The 18,684-nt window shown below is 50.6% G+C and carries 17 protein-coding genes; 16 read left to right on the top strand and 1 reads right to left on the bottom strand.

Going from position 1 to position 18,684, the window contains the following annotated elements; genetic code table 11:
* Positions 1-75: 75 nt before the first annotated feature.
* From dnaJ to L1N85_RS20665, 8 genes are all read left to right on the top strand, one after another.
* Positions 76-1,209, top strand: a complete 1,134-nt coding sequence (gene dnaJ, locus L1N85_RS20700; protein WP_235240951.1) for a molecular chaperone DnaJ — start codon at positions 76-78, stop codon at positions 1,207-1,209.
* Positions 1,210-1,319: 110 nt separating this feature from the next.
* The gene (locus tag L1N85_RS20695; RefSeq protein ID WP_235240950.1) at positions 1,320-1,475 is read left to right on the top strand and encodes a YfhD family protein; all 156 of its coding nucleotides are present in this window, start codon (positions 1,320-1,322) and stop codon (positions 1,473-1,475) included.
* A gap of 83 nt (positions 1,476-1,558) precedes the next feature.
* Entirely contained in the window at positions 1,559-1,765 is a 207-nt protein-coding gene (locus L1N85_RS20690; protein WP_235240949.1) for a hypothetical protein, read from the top strand.
* A gap of 132 nt (positions 1,766-1,897) precedes the next feature.
* The gene (gene prmA / locus L1N85_RS20685) at positions 1,898-2,884 is read left to right on the top strand and encodes a 50S ribosomal protein L11 methyltransferase (RefSeq protein ID WP_235240948.1); all 987 of its coding nucleotides are present in this window, start codon (positions 1,898-1,900) and stop codon (positions 2,882-2,884) included.
* Complete coding sequence (locus tag L1N85_RS20680; protein WP_235240947.1) at positions 2,884-3,558, top strand: site-2 protease family protein; 675 nt, start codon at positions 2,884-2,886, stop codon at positions 3,556-3,558. The genes prmA and L1N85_RS20680 overlap by 1 nt, the downstream gene beginning before the upstream one ends.
* A gap of 124 nt (positions 3,559-3,682) precedes the next feature.
* Positions 3,683-4,468 carry an RsmE family RNA methyltransferase gene (locus tag L1N85_RS20675; protein WP_235240946.1) on the top strand — a complete coding sequence of 262 codons (786 nt, stop codon included), beginning with the start codon at positions 3,683-3,685 and terminating at the stop codon, positions 4,466-4,468.
* 5 nt (positions 4,469-4,473) lie between these two features.
* Entirely contained in the window at positions 4,474-5,865 is a 1,392-nt protein-coding gene (gene mtaB / locus L1N85_RS20670; RefSeq protein WP_235240945.1) for a tRNA (N(6)-L-threonylcarbamoyladenosine(37)-C(2))-methylthiotransferase MtaB, read from the top strand.
* Between the two features lie 116 nt (positions 5,866-5,981).
* Positions 5,982-6,410 carry an NUDIX hydrolase gene (locus tag L1N85_RS20665; protein ID WP_235240944.1) on the top strand — a complete coding sequence of 143 codons (429 nt, stop codon included), beginning with the start codon at positions 5,982-5,984 and terminating at the stop codon, positions 6,408-6,410.
* A 5-nt stretch (positions 6,411-6,415) separates the two neighbouring features.
* Here the strand turns inward: L1N85_RS20665 and L1N85_RS20660 are convergent, their stop codons facing one another.
* Complete coding sequence (locus L1N85_RS20660; RefSeq protein WP_235240943.1) at positions 6,416-7,390, bottom strand: Na/Pi cotransporter family protein; 975 nt, start codon at positions 7,388-7,390, stop codon at positions 6,416-6,418.
* A 104-nt stretch (positions 7,391-7,494) separates the two neighbouring features.
* On the opposite strand from L1N85_RS20660, the gene L1N85_RS20655 reads away from it, so the two are divergent.
* The 8 genes from L1N85_RS20655 (at position 7,495) to L1N85_RS20620 (ending at position 18,549) form a co-directional block, all read left to right on the top strand.
* Entirely contained in the window at positions 7,495-8,889 is a 1,395-nt protein-coding gene (locus L1N85_RS20655; RefSeq protein WP_235240942.1) for a class I SAM-dependent rRNA methyltransferase, read from the top strand.
* A 33-nt stretch (positions 8,890-8,922) separates the two neighbouring features.
* Positions 8,923-12,438 (top strand): helicase-exonuclease AddAB subunit AddB, encoded by a 3,516-nt coding sequence (gene addB, locus L1N85_RS20650; RefSeq protein ID WP_235240941.1) that lies wholly within the window; start codon positions 8,923-8,925, stop codon positions 12,436-12,438.
* Positions 12,439-12,444: 6 nt separating this feature from the next.
* Positions 12,445-16,332, top strand: a complete 3,888-nt coding sequence (gene addA, locus L1N85_RS20645) for a helicase-exonuclease AddAB subunit AddA (RefSeq protein WP_235240940.1) — start codon at positions 12,445-12,447, stop codon at positions 16,330-16,332.
* A 4-nt stretch (positions 16,333-16,336) separates the two neighbouring features.
* Complete coding sequence (locus tag L1N85_RS20640) at positions 16,337-16,954, top strand: hypothetical protein (protein ID WP_235240939.1); 618 nt, start codon at positions 16,337-16,339, stop codon at positions 16,952-16,954.
* Between the two features lie 72 nt (positions 16,955-17,026).
* Positions 17,027-17,356, top strand: a complete 330-nt coding sequence (locus tag L1N85_RS20635) for a hypothetical protein (RefSeq protein ID WP_235240938.1) — start codon at positions 17,027-17,029, stop codon at positions 17,354-17,356.
* 121 nt (positions 17,357-17,477) lie between these two features.
* Entirely contained in the window at positions 17,478-17,831 is a 354-nt protein-coding gene (locus tag L1N85_RS20630; RefSeq protein ID WP_235240937.1) for a histidine triad nucleotide-binding protein, read from the top strand.
* A gap of 85 nt (positions 17,832-17,916) precedes the next feature.
* Positions 17,917-18,090 carry a 30S ribosomal protein S21 gene (gene rpsU / locus L1N85_RS20625; RefSeq protein ID WP_005547957.1) on the top strand — a complete coding sequence of 58 codons (174 nt, stop codon included), beginning with the start codon at positions 17,917-17,919 and terminating at the stop codon, positions 18,088-18,090.
* A 15-nt stretch (positions 18,091-18,105) separates the two neighbouring features.
* The gene (locus tag L1N85_RS20620; RefSeq protein ID WP_235240936.1) at positions 18,106-18,549 is read left to right on the top strand and encodes a GatB/YqeY domain-containing protein; all 444 of its coding nucleotides are present in this window, start codon (positions 18,106-18,108) and stop codon (positions 18,547-18,549) included.
* Positions 18,550-18,684: the final 135 nt, after the last annotated feature.

Raw genomic sequence — 18,684 nt, 5'->3', positions numbered from 1 at the left:
GGCGCTACCTGGCTTTGACCTCCTTTCGTGCGCTTATGCGCTTACGAACATATAATATAGCGGAGGTGAGAACAGGTGGCAGATAAACGTGATTATTATGAGGTGCTTGGCGTAGGCAAGGATGCCTCGGCAGATGATATAAAGAAATCATACCGTAAATTGGCAAGGCAATATCATCCTGACGTGAACAAGGAAGCTGACGCTGAATCCAAGTTCAAGGAAGTGAAAGAAGCCTATGACGTGCTGAGCGACGACGGCAAACGCTCGACTTATGACCGGTTCGGGCATGTTGATCCGAATCAAGGCATGGGCGGCGGCGGCGGTGCAGACTTCGGCGGCGGCTTCGGCGATATTTTTGATATGTTCTTCGGCGGCGGAGGCGGCCGGCGTGATCCTAATGCGCCGCAGCGCGGCAACGATTTGCAATATACGATGACGGTTGAGTTCAAGGAAGCGGTATTCGGGAAGGAAACCGAAATTACGATTCCCCGTACGGAGACATGCGATACCTGTCATGGCAATGGAGCAAAGCCGGGTACGAAACCGGAAGCCTGTTCGGTATGTAAGGGCAGCGGGCAGCAGGAGGTTGTGCAAAATACGCCATTCGGTCGTATGGTCAACCGCCGAGCGTGTACGAATTGCAGCGGGACGGGACGGATTATTAAAGACAAATGCGGTACTTGCCACGGCGCTGGCAAAGTAAAGCGCCAACGTAAAATTAAGGTTCGCATTCCGGCAGGCGTGGATGACGGCGCACAAATCCGTATGTCCGGCGAGGGCGAAGGCGGTCTGCGCGGCGGTCCGGCCGGCGATTTATATATCGTCATCCGCGTGAAATCGCATGAATTTTTCGAGCGCGAAGGCGACGATATTTACTGCGAGGTTCCGCTGAATTTCGTTCAAGCAGCGCTTGGTGACGAGATTGAGATTCCTACGTTAACGGAGAAAGTGAAGCTGAAGATTCCTTCGGGGACGCAGACGGGAACGTATTTCCGTCTAAAAGGGAAAGGCGTGCCGAAGCTGCGCGGCTATGGGCAAGGCGATCAGCATGTAAAGGTAACGATTGTAACGCCTACCAGCCTTACGGATAACCAGAAAGAGCTTCTGCGTCAATTTGGCGGGTTAAGCAGCGATTCTTCGAACGGGCAAGATAACGAGCATCATGAATCCATATTTGAACGTATGAAAAAGGCGTTCCGCGGTGACTAACGCGGAACGCCTTTTTTTTCTTAATGAGACTGTATAGATCTCACCGGACAAACATATTCTATGCGGGTAGTAAAACGATGTATCATTCAACCTTTGGAGGGATTATTACGATGGCTGATAAAAACGATTTGGAGAATCAAAACTTTGCCGAGCTGCCGATTGGAAAAAACGAGGATGTTGAGTTTTCCGAGGAGCTTGCGGACGAAGCAGACCGCAAGGCAGCTGAGCGTGCCGCAGCCGCGGACCGACGTAATGAGCAGCAATAAAGCTGAAGCAGACTTGCTCCGCAAACCTTAGCTTAAGCTTATAATGAGCTGGTATGCTGCGCATACCTTGGAGGAGGACCACTATGGGTCAGATTGAAATTAAAGCAACCTTCGAAGGCGAAAACGCGACTCAGGAAGCTTGGCATAAGTTGCAGGCGCTCCGGGCTTTCGAAGTAAATGGGCTGATTGAGAGCGGTTTGTTGACAGCTACTGTCGACGAGGCAGTAGCCGACCGTGCCTTGCATCTCATTCATCAGATTGGCGGCAGTACGGATTTAAGGATGGATTGATTCGGGGAGCCTGCGAGCGTTATGCTAGCAGGCTCGCTTTTTTTTTTTGGTCCAGGAGCACTATTTTTTGTGCAAAGGGACTACTCTGGTGTACAATAGATGTTAGGTTTTCAGCATTGGAGGATATTACGTATGAAATGGTATGAACTAACGATCTCTACGACCGAAGAGGCGCAGGAGATGATATCGAACTTTTTGCATGAGATGGGAGCCGGCGGCGTATCCATTGAAGAATCAGGTACGCTGAACAAGCCGCGCGATACGTCGCTCGGACAATGGTATGAGCTGCCGCTTAATGATATACCTGAAGGGCAAGCCATAATTAAGGGCTATTTCACGGAGGAAACAAACACTGATGTGTTGATTGATGCATTGAAGCCGCGCGTGGAGGAACTTCGTGAATTTGATATTGATCCGGGAGCCGTGACATACTCAGCCGCTGTTGTAGATGACGAGGACTGGGCGACGGCTTGGAAGCAATACTTTAAACCGATCCGTGTGTCTGATACGCTGACCATCAAGCCTACTTGGGAGAAATATGAGGCAGCTCCGAATGAACGCATAATTGAGCTGGATCCGGGGATGGCCTTCGGAACGGGGACTCATCCGACGACCGCCCTTTGCTTGCAGACGCTGGAATCTGTCATTCGCGGCGGAGAAGAAGTGATTGACGTTGGAACGGGCTCAGGCATTTTGGCGATTGGGGCTTGTCGTTTAGGAGCGAAGAGCGTGCTTGCGCTGGACCTTGACCCGATTGCGGTATCAAGTGCCACCGAAAACGTGAAGCTTAACGAGCTTTCGGGTGAGGTCGAAGTTAGACTAAGCGACTTGCTGGGTGTGCTCAAAGAGGATACAACTGGTGAAATCGACAAAGCGCTTGCTGTAACCTTGCCGGTTGATCTCGTTGTTGCAAATATATTGGCAGAAATTATTTTGTTGTTTGTTGGCGATGTGTATGCAGCGCTTAAGCCTAATGGTATATATATCGCTTCTGGCGTGTACAAAAACAAAGAAACCGATGTGGAAGAAGGCTTAGTTCGCTCCGGCTTTGAAATTGTGGAGAAGCGCCGCGATGAGGAATGGATCGCATTCGTTGCGAGAAAGCCGCAGGTGGTTTAATGGATTTTCAAAGTTTTTTGAGATTTCCTCTGGAGGATTTGCCATTTATAGCGTTAGCTCTAATTATCGCATTCACTGTGCATGAGTTCGCTCATGCCTATAGTGCGTATAAGTTTGGGGACGATACTGCTTATTTAGCTGGACGTGTGACATTGAATCCGCGCGTCCATTTAGATGTTCTAGGCACATTACTCATTCTCATCGCCGGATTCGGGTGGGCGAAGCCTGTACCGGTAAATCCGAGTAAATTCAGAAGCCCGAGATTAATGAGTATTATTGTAACTGCGGTGGGCCCGCTAAGTAATTTGCTAATCGGTACGATCGGCGTTTTTGTTTTTGTGGCCCTTCATGCTACAGGCGTTCTGGAAGGGGCTTCTATTGGCGTAAGCATGGCGGTTGAGCGGTTCTTCAGCTACTTTATATCATTTAACTTTTTGTTATTTGTATTTAACCTGATCCCTTTACCTCCGCTTGATGGTTATCGCATTATATCCGATCTTATGCCGCTTAAAATAAGGTATAAGATGGATCAAAACGTACAGTGGGGAATGTTTATCTTCCTGCTTATCGTATTTATTCCGCCACTCAGAAGAGTAACTTTAGATCCAATATTAAGCTTGGGAAATGCGATGGCGACAAATACATTATCGCTTGCTTACAGTATTTTTCTATAAGGCCGGTTTAATCATAATTGATGGTTGCCCAATTTCGAATGGCAACGGTTTTTCATAGATTTTTTGGAGTAATACATGATATTATGATGATTGGAATTTGTTTAAGGGTGGTTAGAAAACAACGATGCAACGATATTTTGTAGCGGCAGAGCAGTTTCATGATTCCCATATCCGCATAATTGGCGAGGACGCCCATCATGCCGTCCGGGTGATGCGTACGAAGCCGGGCGACAAGTTTATCGTCAGCGATGGAGCGTCAAGAACTGCTCTTGTCGCGGTACGTGAGGCTACACCCCTGGTAATTAAAGCTGATATTGTTCATATGCTGCCGAATGACAGCGAGCCGAGATGGTCTATTTCGATTGCTCAAAGCTTGCCTAAAGGGGACAAGATGGAGCTCGTTATTCAGAAGGGTACCGAAATCGGAGCCTATTCCTTCATTCCCTTTGAGTCCGAGCGCACGATTGTCCAATATGACGGCAAGAAGGAAGCAAAACGGATCGAGCGCTGGAGCAAAATAGCGAAGGAAGCGGCAGAGCAGTCTCATCGGAATTGGATTCCCGAGATAGAAAACGTGCATAGCTGGCGCGAGCTGCTGAAGCTGGTCGATTGTTACGATTTGGCTTTGTTTTGCTATGAGCGTGAAGGCGATGCCGCACATGGGAACGGTATACGCACCGCGGTGCGGGAGTGGACCAGGCGGAATGGGCAATCAGAAGCTGTCGAGCCGCCCAGTGTTTTGCTGATCGTTGGATCGGAAGGCGGCTTTACGGAGCGCGAAGCGACAGAGGCGGAAGCTGCAGGTGCCGTGCCTATCGGCCTGGGCAAGCGGATTTTGAGAACAGAAACGGCGGGTATTGTAGGATTAACCTGCTTACTATACGAATCAGGTGAAATGGGAGGAGCGTGATCTTCATGCCGACGGTTGCATTTTATACGTTAGGCTGCAAAGTAAACTTCTACGACACGGAAGCGATTTGGCAGCTTTTCAAAAACGAAGGCTACGAGCAGGTCGATTTCGAATCGACTGCTGACGTTTATTTAATTAATACATGTACGGTAACGAATACGGGGGATAAGAAAAGCAGACAAATCATAAGGCGCGCCGTTCGTAGAAATCCGGATGCGGTCATTGCGGTTACGGGCTGCTATGCCCAGACTTCGCCTGCGGAAATTATGGCGATTGAAGGTGTCGATCTCGTCATCGGAACGCAGGACCGCGAGAAAATCATGACGTTCGTTAATCAGATTCAAGGCGACCGTAAACCGGTCAATGCCGTTCGAAACATTATGAAGACGCGTGACTTCGAAGAGCTTGACGTGCCTGACTTCTCCGAGCGGACACGCGCTTTCTTGAAAATTCAGGAGGGCTGCAACAACTTCTGTACGTTCTGCATCATTCCATGGTCGCGCGGATTATCCCGCAGCCGCGCCCCGCAAAGCGTGCTCGAGCAGGCGAAGCAGCTTGTCGCTTCCGGCTATAAGGAAATTGTTTTGACGGGTATTCATACCGGCGGTTACGGCGATGATATGGAAAATTATAATTTGACCAGCTTACTGTGGGATTTGGACAAGGTAGAAGGGCTGGAACGGATAAGAATCAGCTCCATAGAAGCGAGCCAGATTGATGATGCGATGATCGATGTGCTTAACCGCTCCAGCAAAATGTGCCGCCATCTTCATATTCCGCTTCAGGCGGGAGAAAATTCCGTATTGAAACGGATGCGTCGTAAATATACGACCGAACAATTTGCTGCAAAAATAAAGAGACTACACGAGGCTATGCCCGGCGTTGCAATAACGACGGACGTCATTGTCGGCTTCCCCGGCGAGACGGAGGAAATGTTCGAAAGCGGCTACCGTTTCATGGAGGAGCTTCAGTTTGCAGAAATGCATGTTTTCCCTTATTCCAAACGGACAGGAACGCCGGCTGCACGTATGGATGAGCAGGTGGAAGAAGAATTGAAGAACGAACGCGTCCATAAGCTGATCGACTTGTCCGAGAAGATGCAGCTGCAATACGCGAAGAAATATGTAGGACAGGTGCTCGACGTCATTCCGGAGCGCGATTATAAGGGTGCGCCGGGCACGGGTATGGTTATGGGTTATACCGACAACTATATCCAAGTTGTGTTTGATGGCTCGGAAGCGCTTGTCGGCCAGTTGTGCCGGGTTAAGATTACAGAGGCTGGCGTTAATGAATGCCGCGGCAAGCTGGTTCGCGTACTTGACGGACAGACTGTCCGGGAAGAGGGTTTTGAATTGCACAGTTTTGTGCTGGAACGCCCGAAAGCCATCAGAGCCTAATTAAAGCTTAGACGAATGCGGAGGATTCCTTTGCTTATCGATTCCACTTTTGGAATAGATGGAGGAATCCTTTGTTGCATATACTATTCATTAATTGTTGCAAGGAGGTGCTTCTTATGAAAGAAATTTCAGCAGGCGGCGTCGTATACCGCCATACCGAGGAAGGAAAGCTGCAAATTCAGCTTATCCAGGATCGATACGGCAAGGTATCGTTGCCGAAGGGGAAGATGGAGGCCGGCGAAACGATCGAACAGACCGCACTGCGGGAAATAGCCGAGGAAACAGGGCTTGTAGGGATGATCATCGCGCCGATTGATCAAATTAAATATCAATATGAGCATGATGCACTCGGCAAGGTGGATAAAGAGGTGCATTATTATTTAGTTGAAGCCGTAGGAGGCTCGCTGCAAGCGCAGATAGAGGAAATTCGGGGCGTAGATTGGTTTGATCCGCTGGAGGCTTGGAAGCGCCAGAAGCAATCCGGCTACGACAATAACCATCGAATCGTAGCGGGAGCGCTTCAACTGCTTGGCATTCAAGTATAATAGCATTAAGAAACCGGATCCAGCCTTCGCAAGGCTCTCAAATAGCATAACGGCAAAGCAAGTAATGAGCTCAAAATGTTGAATATCGTTTGAGAGTGAGCGATTTGACCAGCAGGCGATGAGGAGATCGAAGCGGACAAAACGGACAGCTCTCCGATGAAAGGCATGAATAATAACGCACCGCCTAAGTTTAGGGCGATGTGGGAGTATGCTACATATAGCCCTGCCTTCGAACCACCGATGGATGCGAGAAATGCTGTTGCGCAAGTGCCGACATTAGCGCCAAGCACGACTGCAATTCCAAGCTCAATAGGCATAGCACCAATAGAGACAAAACCCATTATAATACCGATAACAGCTGCGCTGCTGTGGACGGCGGCCGTTAGGATTGCGCCTGCAGCCAGTCCCCACCACAGGTTTTCGTCAGCTTTCGCTAAAAACCAGCCGAACATCTCGCTTTGCTGGACAGCTGGACCGACTGCCTGCATCATTGTCATTCCAGTCAGAAGCAAAGCGAAGCCGCAAAGAGCGATTGCTGCGAACCGAATTGAAGAAAGCCATTTTATTTTGCCTAATACAGGAATAAAACGCATTTCGCCAAGCAGAGCCGTCAAAAGCCATAAACCTACCGATACGATTAGTAAAGGGACAGCCAGCTTGTTTAAATGGAGTCCGATCAGCTCGGTTGTTATACAGGTTCCGATATTCGTGCCCAAAATAATGCCCAGCGTTCTCGGGAAAGTGAGCAGTTTCGCATTAACCATTCCGATTGCAATGACGGTAACGGCCGTGCTGCTTTGGAGAAAAGCGGTCGTAACGGTTCCGACAGCGAGTCCGTGAACGGGAGTAGCCGTCATACGCTCTAAAATACCCGTTAAATAAGGCCCTGCAAGACGGTGCAGTGATAGCTCCATTAGCTTCATGCCGCAAAGAAACACAGCGAATCCAAGCAGCATAGGAATGAGAATCGTTTGAAACATAGGACGGTCTCCTTTTTTATTTGCAAAAGGTTCGTTTGTATGTATACATATGCGGAAATTGAGACAAGCATGACATGCCGTACATAGAGGGGACGAGAGTAAACGTGAGCAAACCGAAAATTTGGTTATTAAAAGCAAGGAAAAAAAGACTGGAACAAGGACATCCGTGGGTGTATGCAACTGAAATAGAACGACTGGAGGGGGAGGCTCAGCCAGGAGACCTGGTCGATGTCGTTAATCACCAAGGTCGTTATTTGGCGACCGGCTATTGGAACCCGAAGTCGCAAATTACGGTACGGATTACAGCTTACGAGCCGATTGAAGCGATGGATGCCGCATTTTTCCGGACTCGTTTACGCCAATGCCAGGAGCATCGCCGCCGGTTCGTGCCTGACGCCGATTGCCGCCTTGTTTATGGAGAGGCCGATTTTTTGCCGGGGCTTGTGGTGGATCGTTTCAATGATGTGCTGGTGCTGCAGCTTCTAACGCTGGGCATCGACATGAGACGCGACGCGTTAATAGATGCATTGATAGAGGTATTTGCTCCGCGCGGCATATACGAACGCAGCGATGTGAGCGTCCGTTTGCTAGAGGGACTTGAGGAGCGGACTGGCGTACTGTACGGAGAGTGTCCGCAAATCCTCGAGATCGAAGAAAACGGCTTGAAGCTTGAGGTCGATATCGTCGAAGGACAAAAGACAGGCTATTTCTTTGATCAACGGGAGAATCGCGCCTCTATAGCTCCTCTAATGACCGGTTGGGGAGGACGCAGCGGAATTCGGATGGTTAACCGTGCGGAGGCAGAGGCAGGTTTTGCCTCAGTTTCCGTTAGCGCATCCGCCGCCGATCTTGTACCGGTCAATTCAAACGGCAAAATCGTTGCCTTCCCGTATTGGGACGGCGCTTCCGTTCTGGAATGTTTCGCGCATACGGGCAGCTTCACGCTGCATGCCTGCAAATACGGGGCCAAAAAGGTGACCTGCCTCGATGTTTCCGAGCATGCGATAGAAACGGCAAAGCGTAATGTGGAGCGAAACGGGTTCTTGGACCGGGTTGAATTTGTCGTTGCCGACGCGTTCGAATATTTGCGGGCGCAGGTGAAGGGATTGGACGAGCGCAAGCAGCGCGGTTTAGGAGGCGTCGATACCTCAAAGAAGCTGGAAGGCTCGGCTGGACGAACTTGGGATGTCGTTATTCTTGATCCACCGGCGTTTGCCAAAACGAAGAGTGCGGTAGCAGGAGCGTGCAGAGGCTATAAAGATATTAATCTGCAAGGGCTAAAGCTCGTTAATGAAGGCGGGTACTTGGTCACGGCAAGCTGCTCGTACCATATGCAGCCTGCATTATTTCTCGAGACGATTCAAGAAGCGGCAACCGATGCAGGAAAGCTGCTGCGGTTGGTAGAGTGGCGAGCGGCGGGAAAGGATCATCCTCAGCTGTTAGGCGTAAATGAAGGTCATTATTTGAAGTTCGCCATATTTGAAGTCAGAAGCAAATAAGCTGGTTATCTTGCACAGACGGGAGAGTTGCACATGTCGCTCCGCTTTGTCATCGGCCGGTCGGGAACCGGTAAAACGTCTTATTGCATGGATGAAATAAGACGACAGCTGCACGAGCAGCCGGACGGTCCGCCGCTCATTATGTTAGTTCCGGAGCAGGCTACCTTTCAAACGGAATATGCGCTTCTCCAAAATAGCGGCTTGCACGGTACGATCAGGGCGCAGGCGCTAAGCTTCCGCAGGCTGGCCTTTCGGGTCATGCAGGAGACGGGCGGCACGGCCCTTGTCCCCATTGGAGATACCGGCAAGCAAATGCTGCTGTATAAGATCGTCCATCGGTTAGGCCAGCAGCTTGAGCTGTTTCAAAGCGGAGCAGAGCAGCCGGGTTTTATCGATAGATTGGCCGAGCTCATAACGGAGTGGAAGCGGTACGGCATCGACGCGGAACTGCTTCAGGAAAAACAAAGCGTCGTCGGTTCCGGGACAGACCACTCTACTTTATTAAAGCGAAAGCTGCATGATTTGCAGCTTATATACAGTCATATGGAGCAGGAGCTCGCAGGTTCATATATCGATGCCGAGGATTATTTGCATTATTTGCAAAATGGTTTCACAAACGCTGCCGCTATGCAAGGAGCGCAGATTTGGGTCGACGGTTTCTACGGCTTTACGCCTGCCGAGTTTGAAGCGCTTGGCGCATTGGCCACCTCGGATGCGAAGGTAACCGTCACTCTTACACTTAACCGTATTTATGAGCCGGGAGAGCAGCCGCATGAGCTGGAGCTATTCCACCCCACCGCTGAAACGTATATCAAATTGATGGGGCTGGCTGCAAACCAAGAGGCTGAGGTATTGTCTCCCATTGTGCTTGACAGCGAATGGGTTGCTAGATTTAAGGAAAGTCCTATGCTGGCGCATTTGGAAAAGCATTACAATGATCGAATTCCGATGCTGATCCCGGATCAGAAGCTGCTGGAGCTGCAGCATCCCGGTTGCGGCGTTTCGCTGCATGCGGCGGCTAATCGGCGTGCTGAGGTCGAAGCAGCAGCGCGCGATATCGTCCGCAGAGCGCAAAAGGATGGGCTTCGCTGGCGGGATGTTGCCGTGATGGTCCGCAACGCGGAGGATTATACCGATTATATCGCTCTTATTTTCGCCGATTACGGCATTCCGTTTTTTGTCGATCAGAAAGAGAAGGCCGTTCATCATCCTTTAGTTGAGTTTATTCGCTCCGCAATGGAGACCGTATTGTTTGGCTGGCGTTATGATGCAGTGTTTCGATGCGTCAAAACAGAGATGCTGTATAAGGCAGACGACAGTTTTCCGCGGGAATGGTTCGATCTGCTCGAGAACTTCGCGCTGGCAGCTGGTATCGACGGCTGGAAGTGGCTGGATAAGCGGCGCTGGCACCCGTTAGTACCCGCGTCGCTCGATGACGATACTGAAATTGAAACCGCCGTTAACGAAAAGGCGCAGCGTGAATTCGAAATCGTGCTTGCGGCTAGAGAGGCGGTCGTATCGCCCCTGCGTCGCTTCGGCGATGCGTTGAAGAATGCAAACGATGTTCAGTCCATGTGCGCGGCGCTGTATCGTCTGCTTGAACAATCAGACGCGGCCGACCGGCTGGAACGGTGGAGTTTGCAGGATATGGAGGCAGGCGAAACGCAGCGCGCAAGAAGTCATCGACAGCTGTGGGACAGCGTCATGCAACTGCTCGACCAATTAGTCGAATTAGCGGGGGATCAAGCGGTATCGCCGGAATTGTTCGCCGGCATGGTAGAAGCGGGGCTTGACAGCTTTAAGCTGGCTGCGGTACCGCCGGCGCTTGATCAAGTATTAATAGGCAGCATGGATCGAACGAGATCAGGTTACGTACAGGTTTGCTACGTACTTGGCGCGAATGATGGCATCATGCCGATGCGGGTGAAGGAAGACGGCATTTTAACGGAAGCGGAGCGGGAACAGCTTGCAGAGGTTGGACTTGTCATGGCTCCGGGCGTCCGTCGCCGTTTGCTGGACGAGCGCTTCATGATTTATAACGCGTTAACGACGCCAAGCCGTCATTTGTGGCTTAGCTGGGCGCAGGCCGACGAGGAAGGAAAAAGCCTGCTGCCATCCGAAATCGTACGAAATTTGCGTCAGCTGTTTCCCGGTATTCCGGTCCAAAGCGCTCCGGCTGAGCCGACACCTGGCCTGCCTGTTGCGGAACAAAGAATGTTCGTTTCCCAGCCGGGCAGTACCTTGTCGTACTTGATTGCCGCCATCCGAAAATGGAGACAGGGGGCTTCAATCGCTCCCTTTTGGTGGGATATTTATAATTGGTTTGCCGTGCGTCCGGAATGGCAGCATAAGCTTCAGTTGCTGACCGGCTCGCTAACCTACGTGAATCAGGAGCCGTTTTTAACGAAGAGCACCGCAAGGCAATTATTTGGCGCCAGGCTTCAAGTTAGCGTGTCGCGCATAGAACGTTTCGTATCCTGCCCGTTTCAGCATTTTGCCATTCATGGTTTGAAGCTGCGCGAACGGAAGCTGTACCGGTTGGAGGCGCCGGACGTAGGTCAGCTCTTCCATGCCGCTTTGAGCAGACTGGCTGTTAGTTTGGGTCAGCGATGGGGGCAGATGCCCGCCTCCGAACTGAAGGCTGCCGCCTCCATGACAGTCGATGAGCTTGCGCCGAAGCTTCAATCTCAAATTTTGCTGAGCAGCAGCAGATTTCAATATATTGCCCGCAAGCTGAAGGAGATTGTCGGGCAGGCCGCTCTTATGCTTGGGGAGCATGCAAGAAGGGCGAAGTTTCATCCAGTTGGGACGGAAGTCGATTTTGGTCCCGGAGGAACGCTTCCGTCACTTCGGATTCCACTCCCGGGCGGCGGAGAAATGGAGATCATCGGCAGAATTGACCGAGTCGATGCGGCGGAGTCGGAGCAAGGCTTGCTGCTGCGCGTTATGGACTATAAATCGAGCTCGACGCAGCTGCGGCTCGAGGAGGTTGCATATGGGCTTTCCTTGCAAATGCTCACCTATCTCGATGTGCTCGTAACGCATGCATCGGAATGGCTTGGGCAGCAGGCATCCCCGGCAGGCGTTTTATATTTTCATGTTCATAATCCGCTTATGGTGCTAACGAACAGTATCCATCCTTCAGAGGTTAATAATAAATTGCTGAAACGCTTCAAAATGCGAGGACTCGTAACTGCCGATGCCGATACGGTGCATTTAATGGACGATGAGCTTGACACCGGATATTCGGAGCTTCTGCCCGTAGCGTTAAAGCGCGACGGAAGCTTTTACAGCAGCTCCTCGGTCGTGACGAATGAACAATGGGACGTGCTGCGCCATTCCGTCAGAAATACGATTGCCCGTATCGGCAGCTCCATACAGGCAGGCGAAGTGTCGATAGAGCCTTACCGCATTGGCGCCAAATCGCCTTGTCAATTTTGCGATTACAAAGCGGTTTGCCAGTTCGACGTACAATTCGAAGGGAATGAATACAGGAAGCTGAACAAGCATTCCAAGGAACAAATTTGGCAGCAGCTAGAGGAGGGGTAAGGGGGAATGCACACTGCAATGGATTCGCCAAAGCCGGATAATTCGACATGGACAGACGATCAATGGGATGCCATCGTTACTAGCGGATCCAATATACTCGTCGCAGCTGCTGCCGGATCAGGCAAAACGGCCGTTCTCGTCGAACGGATCATTCGCAAAATATCGGCTCATGCCGATGTCGATCGCTTGCTCGTTGCTACTTTTACGAAGGCAGCGGCTGCCGAGATGAAGGATCGGATCAGGCTTGCTCTCGAGAAGGAACTCGAACGGCAGCCGGATTCGGAGCATTTGCGCCGTCAGCTCGCACTGATGAACCGGGCTTCGATTACGACGCTGCACTCCTTCTGCCTCGATGTCATAAGGCGCTACTATCCGTTGATCGGACTTGATCCCGGCTTTCGGATCGCGAATGAGACGGAGAGCGAGCTTATGCGGCTGGATGTGCTGGATCAGTTGTTTGAACAGAAGTACGAGGGTGCCGGGGATGAAGGGGCGTTTCTGCGCCTTGCAGACCGCTATGGGGGCGAGCGGGGGGACGAGCCGCTTTACCGTCTCGTGCAGCAGCTATATGATTTCTCGCAAAGCCATCCTTGGCCGGAGCATTGGCTTCGGGAGACGGCGAATGCTTTCGGTATCGATAACGTGGAGCAACTGCAAAGCAGTGATTGGGTTAAAAGCCTGCAAATGGATATCCAGCTTGCGCTGGAGGGAGCGGCCTCGCTGCTGCGCCAAGCGCTCGAGCTGACGCGGCAGCCTTCAGGACCGGCACCGTATGAAGCTAGCTTTGACGAGGATCTGCAACTCGTAAACGGCCTTTCTGAAATGGTCCATACGTCGCCGTGGGAGACATGGATAGGACCATTTCAGTCGATTCAATTCGGCAAGCTGAAGGCGATGCGCGGCGATGAATACGATAAGTCTCTGCAGGAGCAGGCCAAGGAGCTGCGGGACAGCGCCAAAAAATGGATTACTACTCTAGCCGACGAGCTGTTTGGCCGGACGGCCGAGCAGTTTTTGGAGGAACTCCAAGAGTTGGCGCCGCTTATGAAAGCGCTGGCGGAGCTGGTCGTTGAATTCGGGCAAGGCTACGAAGCGGCAAAGCGCGCCAAAGGTTTGCTTGATTTTGGAGATCTGGAGCATTATTGCTTACGTATACTGCGTGACCCGTCCTCGACGCCGGGCGGCTTGATCCCTTCGGTGGCCGCGCTTGAGTTTCAGCAGCAATTCGATGAAATATTGCTTGATGAATATCAGGACACGAATATGGTTCAGGAAGCGATCGTTTCATTGATCGAGCGTCCCGGAGCAGGGAATCGCTTCATGGTAGGTGACGTCAAGCAAAGTATTTACCGGTTCCGCCTCGCCGAGCCGAAGCTTTTCCTGCAAAAATACAAATCATATTTATCCAGGCAAGACACTGCCGGACAAGCGGAGGATATTTTCGCTAACGGCTTGCGAATCGATTTGGCTCGTAACTTCCGCAGTCGTTCGGAGGTTGTGGATGGCGTTAATGCCGTTTTCCGTTCGATTATGCGTGAGAATGTGGCGGAAATGAATTATGACAAACGCGCCGAGCTCGTTTGCGGGGCATCCTACCCGATTCCCGTACCGGCAGAGAGCTGCCAAGTCGAGTTCGCCGTGTTGAACAAAGCGGATGCGGACGAGGGCGATGAAGAAGGAAGCGAAGACGCGGATTTAACGGAGCAAAACGAGGATGGCCAGCTAACAGAAAATAGTTCCGCTGCGGAATCCGCAGCGGAGCTGAAGACGGCGCAGTTGGAGGCGCGTTGGGTTGCACAGCAGCTTCGTTCGCTTATTGATAGGGGTTACCAGGTTTACGACGCCAAACGCCGGGAAAGCAGGCCGTTACAGTGGAGAGACGTCGTTATTTTGCTGCGGGCAACGCAGCAGTGGGCGCCAATCATCATAGAAGAGCTGCAATCGAATGGCATTCCGGCTTATGCGGAGCTTAGCAGCGGATATTTCGATGCGGTAGAAGTGGAGACGATGCTTTCGCTGCTGCGTATTATCGATAATCCGTATCAGGATATACCGTTGGCTGCCGCACTTCGATCTCCTTTATTTGCGCTTGATGCGGAGGACTTGGCTCGTATTCGGATTCTGTCTGCGAAAGCTTCCTATTACGATGCCGTGCTTCATGCGGCAGGAGATTTGTTTATGGCGGAAGAATCGCGCGGAAAGCTATCTCTATTCCTCGAAAGCCTAGATCGTTGGCGGAATGAGGCGCGGCAAGGATCATTAGCGAATTTGATTTGGGAAATTTACCGTGAGACCGGCTACTATGATTTCGTCGGGGGGCTGCCCGGCGGTACGCAGCGCCAAGCGAATTTGCGCGCACTCCACGATCGTGCCAGACAATACGAGTCCACTTCGTTCCGCGGATTGTTCCGCTTCCTTCGGTTCATCGAACGGATGCGCGAAAGCGGCGGCGATTTGGGAACGGCAAGAGCGCTCGGGGAGCAGGAGGACGTCGTTCGCATCATGTCGATACACAAAAGCAAAGGACTTGAATTTCCGGTTGTATTTGTTGCCGGATTAGGAAAGCTGTTTAATCAGCAGGATATCCGCAGTGCTTTCTTGAAGCATAAGCAGCTAGGCTTCGGTCCCCTATTTGTAGATCCGTCGTTACGCATCAGCTATCCTACGCTTCCTTATCTTTCGATAAGAAGAGCGATGCGTATGGAAATGCTGGCCGAGGAAATGCGTATATTGTATGTTGCCCTTACACGGCCTAAAGAGAAAATGTTTCTAGTCGGAACCGTTTCAGATGCGGTTAAAAAGCTGAAGCGCTGGCTTTCGTCTATCGATGCGCATGGAAGACTGCCTGATTTTCGCGTAGCATCCGCGCGGTCCTTCATCGATTGGCTTGGCCCGCTTGCCGCAAGGCAGATGGCGGAACGAGAGAGGCTGACAGATGTGACAAGCAACGGTCCGCAATGGGAGGCGGGCATCGTTCCCGCCTCCCTATTCGGAATAGATGCAGCAGCCGCGCTAGAGAAAGCGGATCAACCGGATTCAGATATGCAAGAGCGATTACAAGCCGTAACATCGCTGTCTCTGCTGGAGAATACTGAACAGGATGAAGAACTCCGCACCCGCCTGGAATGGCAATACCGTTATCATACGGCAGCTTCGCTTGCGGCGAAAACGTCTGTTACCGAAATGAAAAGATTGCATGCGGAACCGCCCGAGGATGCCATTCCATTGGAGGAGCTTCGAGGACAAAAAGAGCCTGGGCTCTACAAGACGGGACAGACAGAACCTTCACCTTGCGGCTATACGTTCCGTTTGCGCCGTCCCGCATTTATGGAGGAGGTTTCCCTCACCCCTGCGGAGAAGGGTTCCGTTAATCACTTGCTCATGCAGCATGTATCCTTAGCGGAAGCTCCGGATGAAGAGAAACTAAAGCAGACGATTGACCGCATGATTGAAAGACGCATATTGACAGTAAAGCAGTCACAAGTTATTGATTTAGGTGCGGTCGCTGCGTTCTTCAGAAGCGAGCTGGGGCAGCGCATGCTGAGTGCTGACTGGGTACGGCGAGAAGTGCCTTTCAGTTGCATGTTTCCCGCTAACCGCGTATATCCGCAATCGGATGTAACGCTTGCTGCAGAGCCCATTTTGATTCAAGGCGTGATCGATTGTCTATTTGAAGATAAAAAGGGAATCGTGCTGCTCGATTACAAAACAGACCGTATTATGATGAACCAATGGGAAGCGGCGGCTGAGCGTCACCGCTTTCAGCTTGAGCTGTACGCGGAAGCGGTCGAGTCCGTTCTTAAAAGGAAAATAGATGAGAGCCATGTCTTTTTCTTCGACGGCGGACAGTCGGTACAGCTTAACAAATCGAATTCCAGCAAAGAAGGAGGCTAGGGGGTTGGAGCCACAACAAACAGGCAAACGCTCCATCGCACTGCCGATTACGCTTGTTATACTAGTGTTTAGTTTAATCGGCAACGTATTTCTTTACTCGCAATTTCTTCAGCATCGGCAGGACAATAAATTTAAAGCCGGACAAACCATTTATGCAGCGGCAATAGAAACCAGACTTTATTTCGAGGAGCTGCTTCGACAGGTCGATGCGCTCGTGCAAAGCGAGCGGCTCGAAGATCGGCAGGAAGCAAAGTTCCTTGCAGGCAAAGCTTCAATGAAAGGGTCTAAATTCGTGGAATTAGTCGCGGAAGCGGAACGGCTGGCTGAAAGTAAGGATGGAGTGAATGTTGAACATACATTAACCTATGTCAAAAATGTCGATTCAGCTCTGCAAACGATCGGCAGCTATTCGGGGCTTTTGAACGACGAAGATCAGGCATATTTGCTTTCACTGAAAGCATCCTTGGAGAAAATGGCCGGCGTAATGAGCGGTTTTAATTCAAACATCGGTGACAATCGCATTGCCGTTATCCGTCTGTCCAGCGGACCGGGTTGGATTGAGCTTGTTGATCAACTGCAACAGCATGTGAAGGAGCAGCTCGAAGCGCATGCTGCCAAGTAGCGCATTTTCATCGCAGAAAGCAGTAGCCAAATGCCTACCTGTGAATATGATAAATTGACAGGAGGAGATAAAATGGAAAATCCGGTTTTAGATCAACAGCAAATGAAACAATTGTGCGAAAATCATAAGCACCGCTATGTGTTGGCGCAAACGCATGACGGCTGGTGCTGCGACGGATTCCTTGAGCACGTGGACGACGAGGTCGTATGCTTAGCTGTACCATGCGGGATGAACGAAGGGGATAACAGGGCGTTTCTTCCGCAATTCGGTTACCCGTCATTCGGTTACCCGCCGTACGGTTATCCGATTTACCCTTATCCATACTTTCCACGCAGACGCTTTGTGCGTCGGGTGTTCCCGCTTTCCGCATTATTAGCCTTATCTTTGCTGCCTTATTTCTAGAATTTCTCGTACGCCGGTTGGCTGACAGGAGCTGTCTGCCCGCCGGCGTATATGCTTGTTGGACGGCGATCTTTTTTTTCGTTATGATAAGAGGAGGAGAACGGAAAAGGGGGTGAACCTTATGGACTGCATTTTTTGCAAAATAATTGAAGGTGCCATTCCTTCGAAAAAAGTATTCGAGAATGAGAGAATACTTGCTTTCAACGACATTCAGCCTGCTGCTCCCGTACATATATTAATCATTCCCAAAAAACATATCCCTACAATGAATGACGTAACGGAAGAGGACGGTCCGCTTATCGCGGAAATGTTCGCAGTGGCGCGTCAAATTGCGAAGGAACATGGAATTGCGGAATCTGGATATCGCCTAGTGAATAATGTAAACAAAGACGGAGGACAAGTTGTTTATCACCTTCATCTTCATTTGCTGGGAGGCGCAAAACTTTCTCCATTATTGGGAGATATCCAAAGTTGACACTGCCTTTTAGTTTGACATATAATGAAATTTGATAAACCGTGTATTAGCTCTGGACGGTCTGTTTCGGAGGGAGGGAAAACTGGTGTCTGAAACTAAAGTTCGCAAAAACGAAACTATCGATGCTGCGCTTCGCCGCTTTAAACGTTCCATCGCTAAAGATGGAGTTCTAGCTGAGGTGAAAAAACGCAAGCATTATGAAAAGCCAAGTGTAAAGCGCAAGAAAAAGTCTGAGGCTGCGCGTAAGAGAAAGTTTTAGGAGGATCCTTCCATAATGAACCTGAGCGAAAGATTGACCGACGATATGAAGCAAGCCATGAAGATTCAGGACAAGTTTAAACTAAGCGTTATTCGTATGATGCGCGCGTCAGTGAAAAACTTGGAAATCGATCTCAAGCGTCCCTTGGACGATAATGAAGTGCTTGATATCTTGAGTCGCGAAATCAAACAACGTAAAGATTCCCTCCAAGAATTTAAAAAAGCCGGCCGTGATGATTTAGTTGCGGATCTTGTTGTGGAAATTGAAATTATTAGTCGTTACCTTCCCGAACAGCTGACTGAAGAAGAGATTCAAGAGATAGTGACGCAGACCATCCATGAACTCGGTGCTTCTTCCAAAGCCGATATGGGAAAAGTTATGAGTGCCCTTTTGCCTAAAACAAAGGGACGCGCTGATGGTAAACTAGTAAATCAGTTTGTACAGCAGCTTCTAAAGTAACTATACATTCGGACTCACAAAACACCCCTGTACCGGGGTGTTTTTTTGTGTGCGCCACGCATGGCGATTAACTAGGTGGTGAAAGTCCACTGTGGGGGCTTGTAGTTGCCAACCACTAGCCAAGAGCAAGGGTGT

Source organism: Paenibacillus alkaliterrae, from assembly GCF_021532375.1.
Taxonomy (GTDB): Bacteria; Bacillota; Bacilli; order Paenibacillales; family Paenibacillaceae; genus Pristimantibacillus; species Pristimantibacillus alkaliterrae.
This window is presented reverse-complemented; position numbering and strand designations above follow the sequence as displayed.

Bases quoted from the DNA above. Each gene is read 5' to 3' on its own strand.
- L1N85_RS20695 (WP_235240950.1), top strand. From the start codon at position 1,320: ATGGCTGATAAAAACGATTTGGAGAATCAAAACTTTGCCGAGCTGCCG.
- L1N85_RS20690 (WP_235240949.1), top strand. From the start codon at position 1,559: ATGGGTCAGATTGAAATTAAAGCAACCTTCGAAGGCGAAAACGCGACT.
- prmA (WP_235240948.1), top strand. From the start codon at position 1,898: ATGAAATGGTATGAACTAACGATCTCTACGACCGAAGAGGCGCAGGAG.
- L1N85_RS20680 (WP_235240947.1), top strand. From the start codon at position 2,884: ATGGATTTTCAAAGTTTTTTGAGATTTCCTCTGGAGGATTTGCCATTT.
- L1N85_RS20675 (WP_235240946.1), top strand. From the start codon at position 3,683: ATGCAACGATATTTTGTAGCGGCAGAGCAGTTTCATGATTCCCATATC.
- mtaB (WP_235240945.1), top strand. From the start codon at position 4,474: ATGCCGACGGTTGCATTTTATACGTTAGGCTGCAAAGTAAACTTCTAC.
- L1N85_RS20665 (WP_235240944.1), top strand. From the start codon at position 5,982: ATGAAAGAAATTTCAGCAGGCGGCGTCGTATACCGCCATACCGAGGAA.
- L1N85_RS20660 (WP_235240943.1), bottom strand. From the start codon at position 7,390: ATGTTTCAAACGATTCTCATTCCTATGCTGCTTGGATTCGCTGTGTTT.
- addB (WP_235240941.1), top strand. From the start codon at position 8,923: ATGTCGCTCCGCTTTGTCATCGGCCGGTCGGGAACCGGTAAAACGTCT.
- addA (WP_235240940.1), top strand. From the start codon at position 12,445: ATGCACACTGCAATGGATTCGCCAAAGCCGGATAATTCGACATGGACA.
- L1N85_RS20635 (WP_235240938.1), top strand. From the start codon at position 17,027: ATGGAAAATCCGGTTTTAGATCAACAGCAAATGAAACAATTGTGCGAA.
- L1N85_RS20630 (WP_235240937.1), top strand. From the start codon at position 17,478: ATGGACTGCATTTTTTGCAAAATAATTGAAGGTGCCATTCCTTCGAAA.
- L1N85_RS20620 (WP_235240936.1), top strand. From the start codon at position 18,106: ATGAACCTGAGCGAAAGATTGACCGACGATATGAAGCAAGCCATGAAG.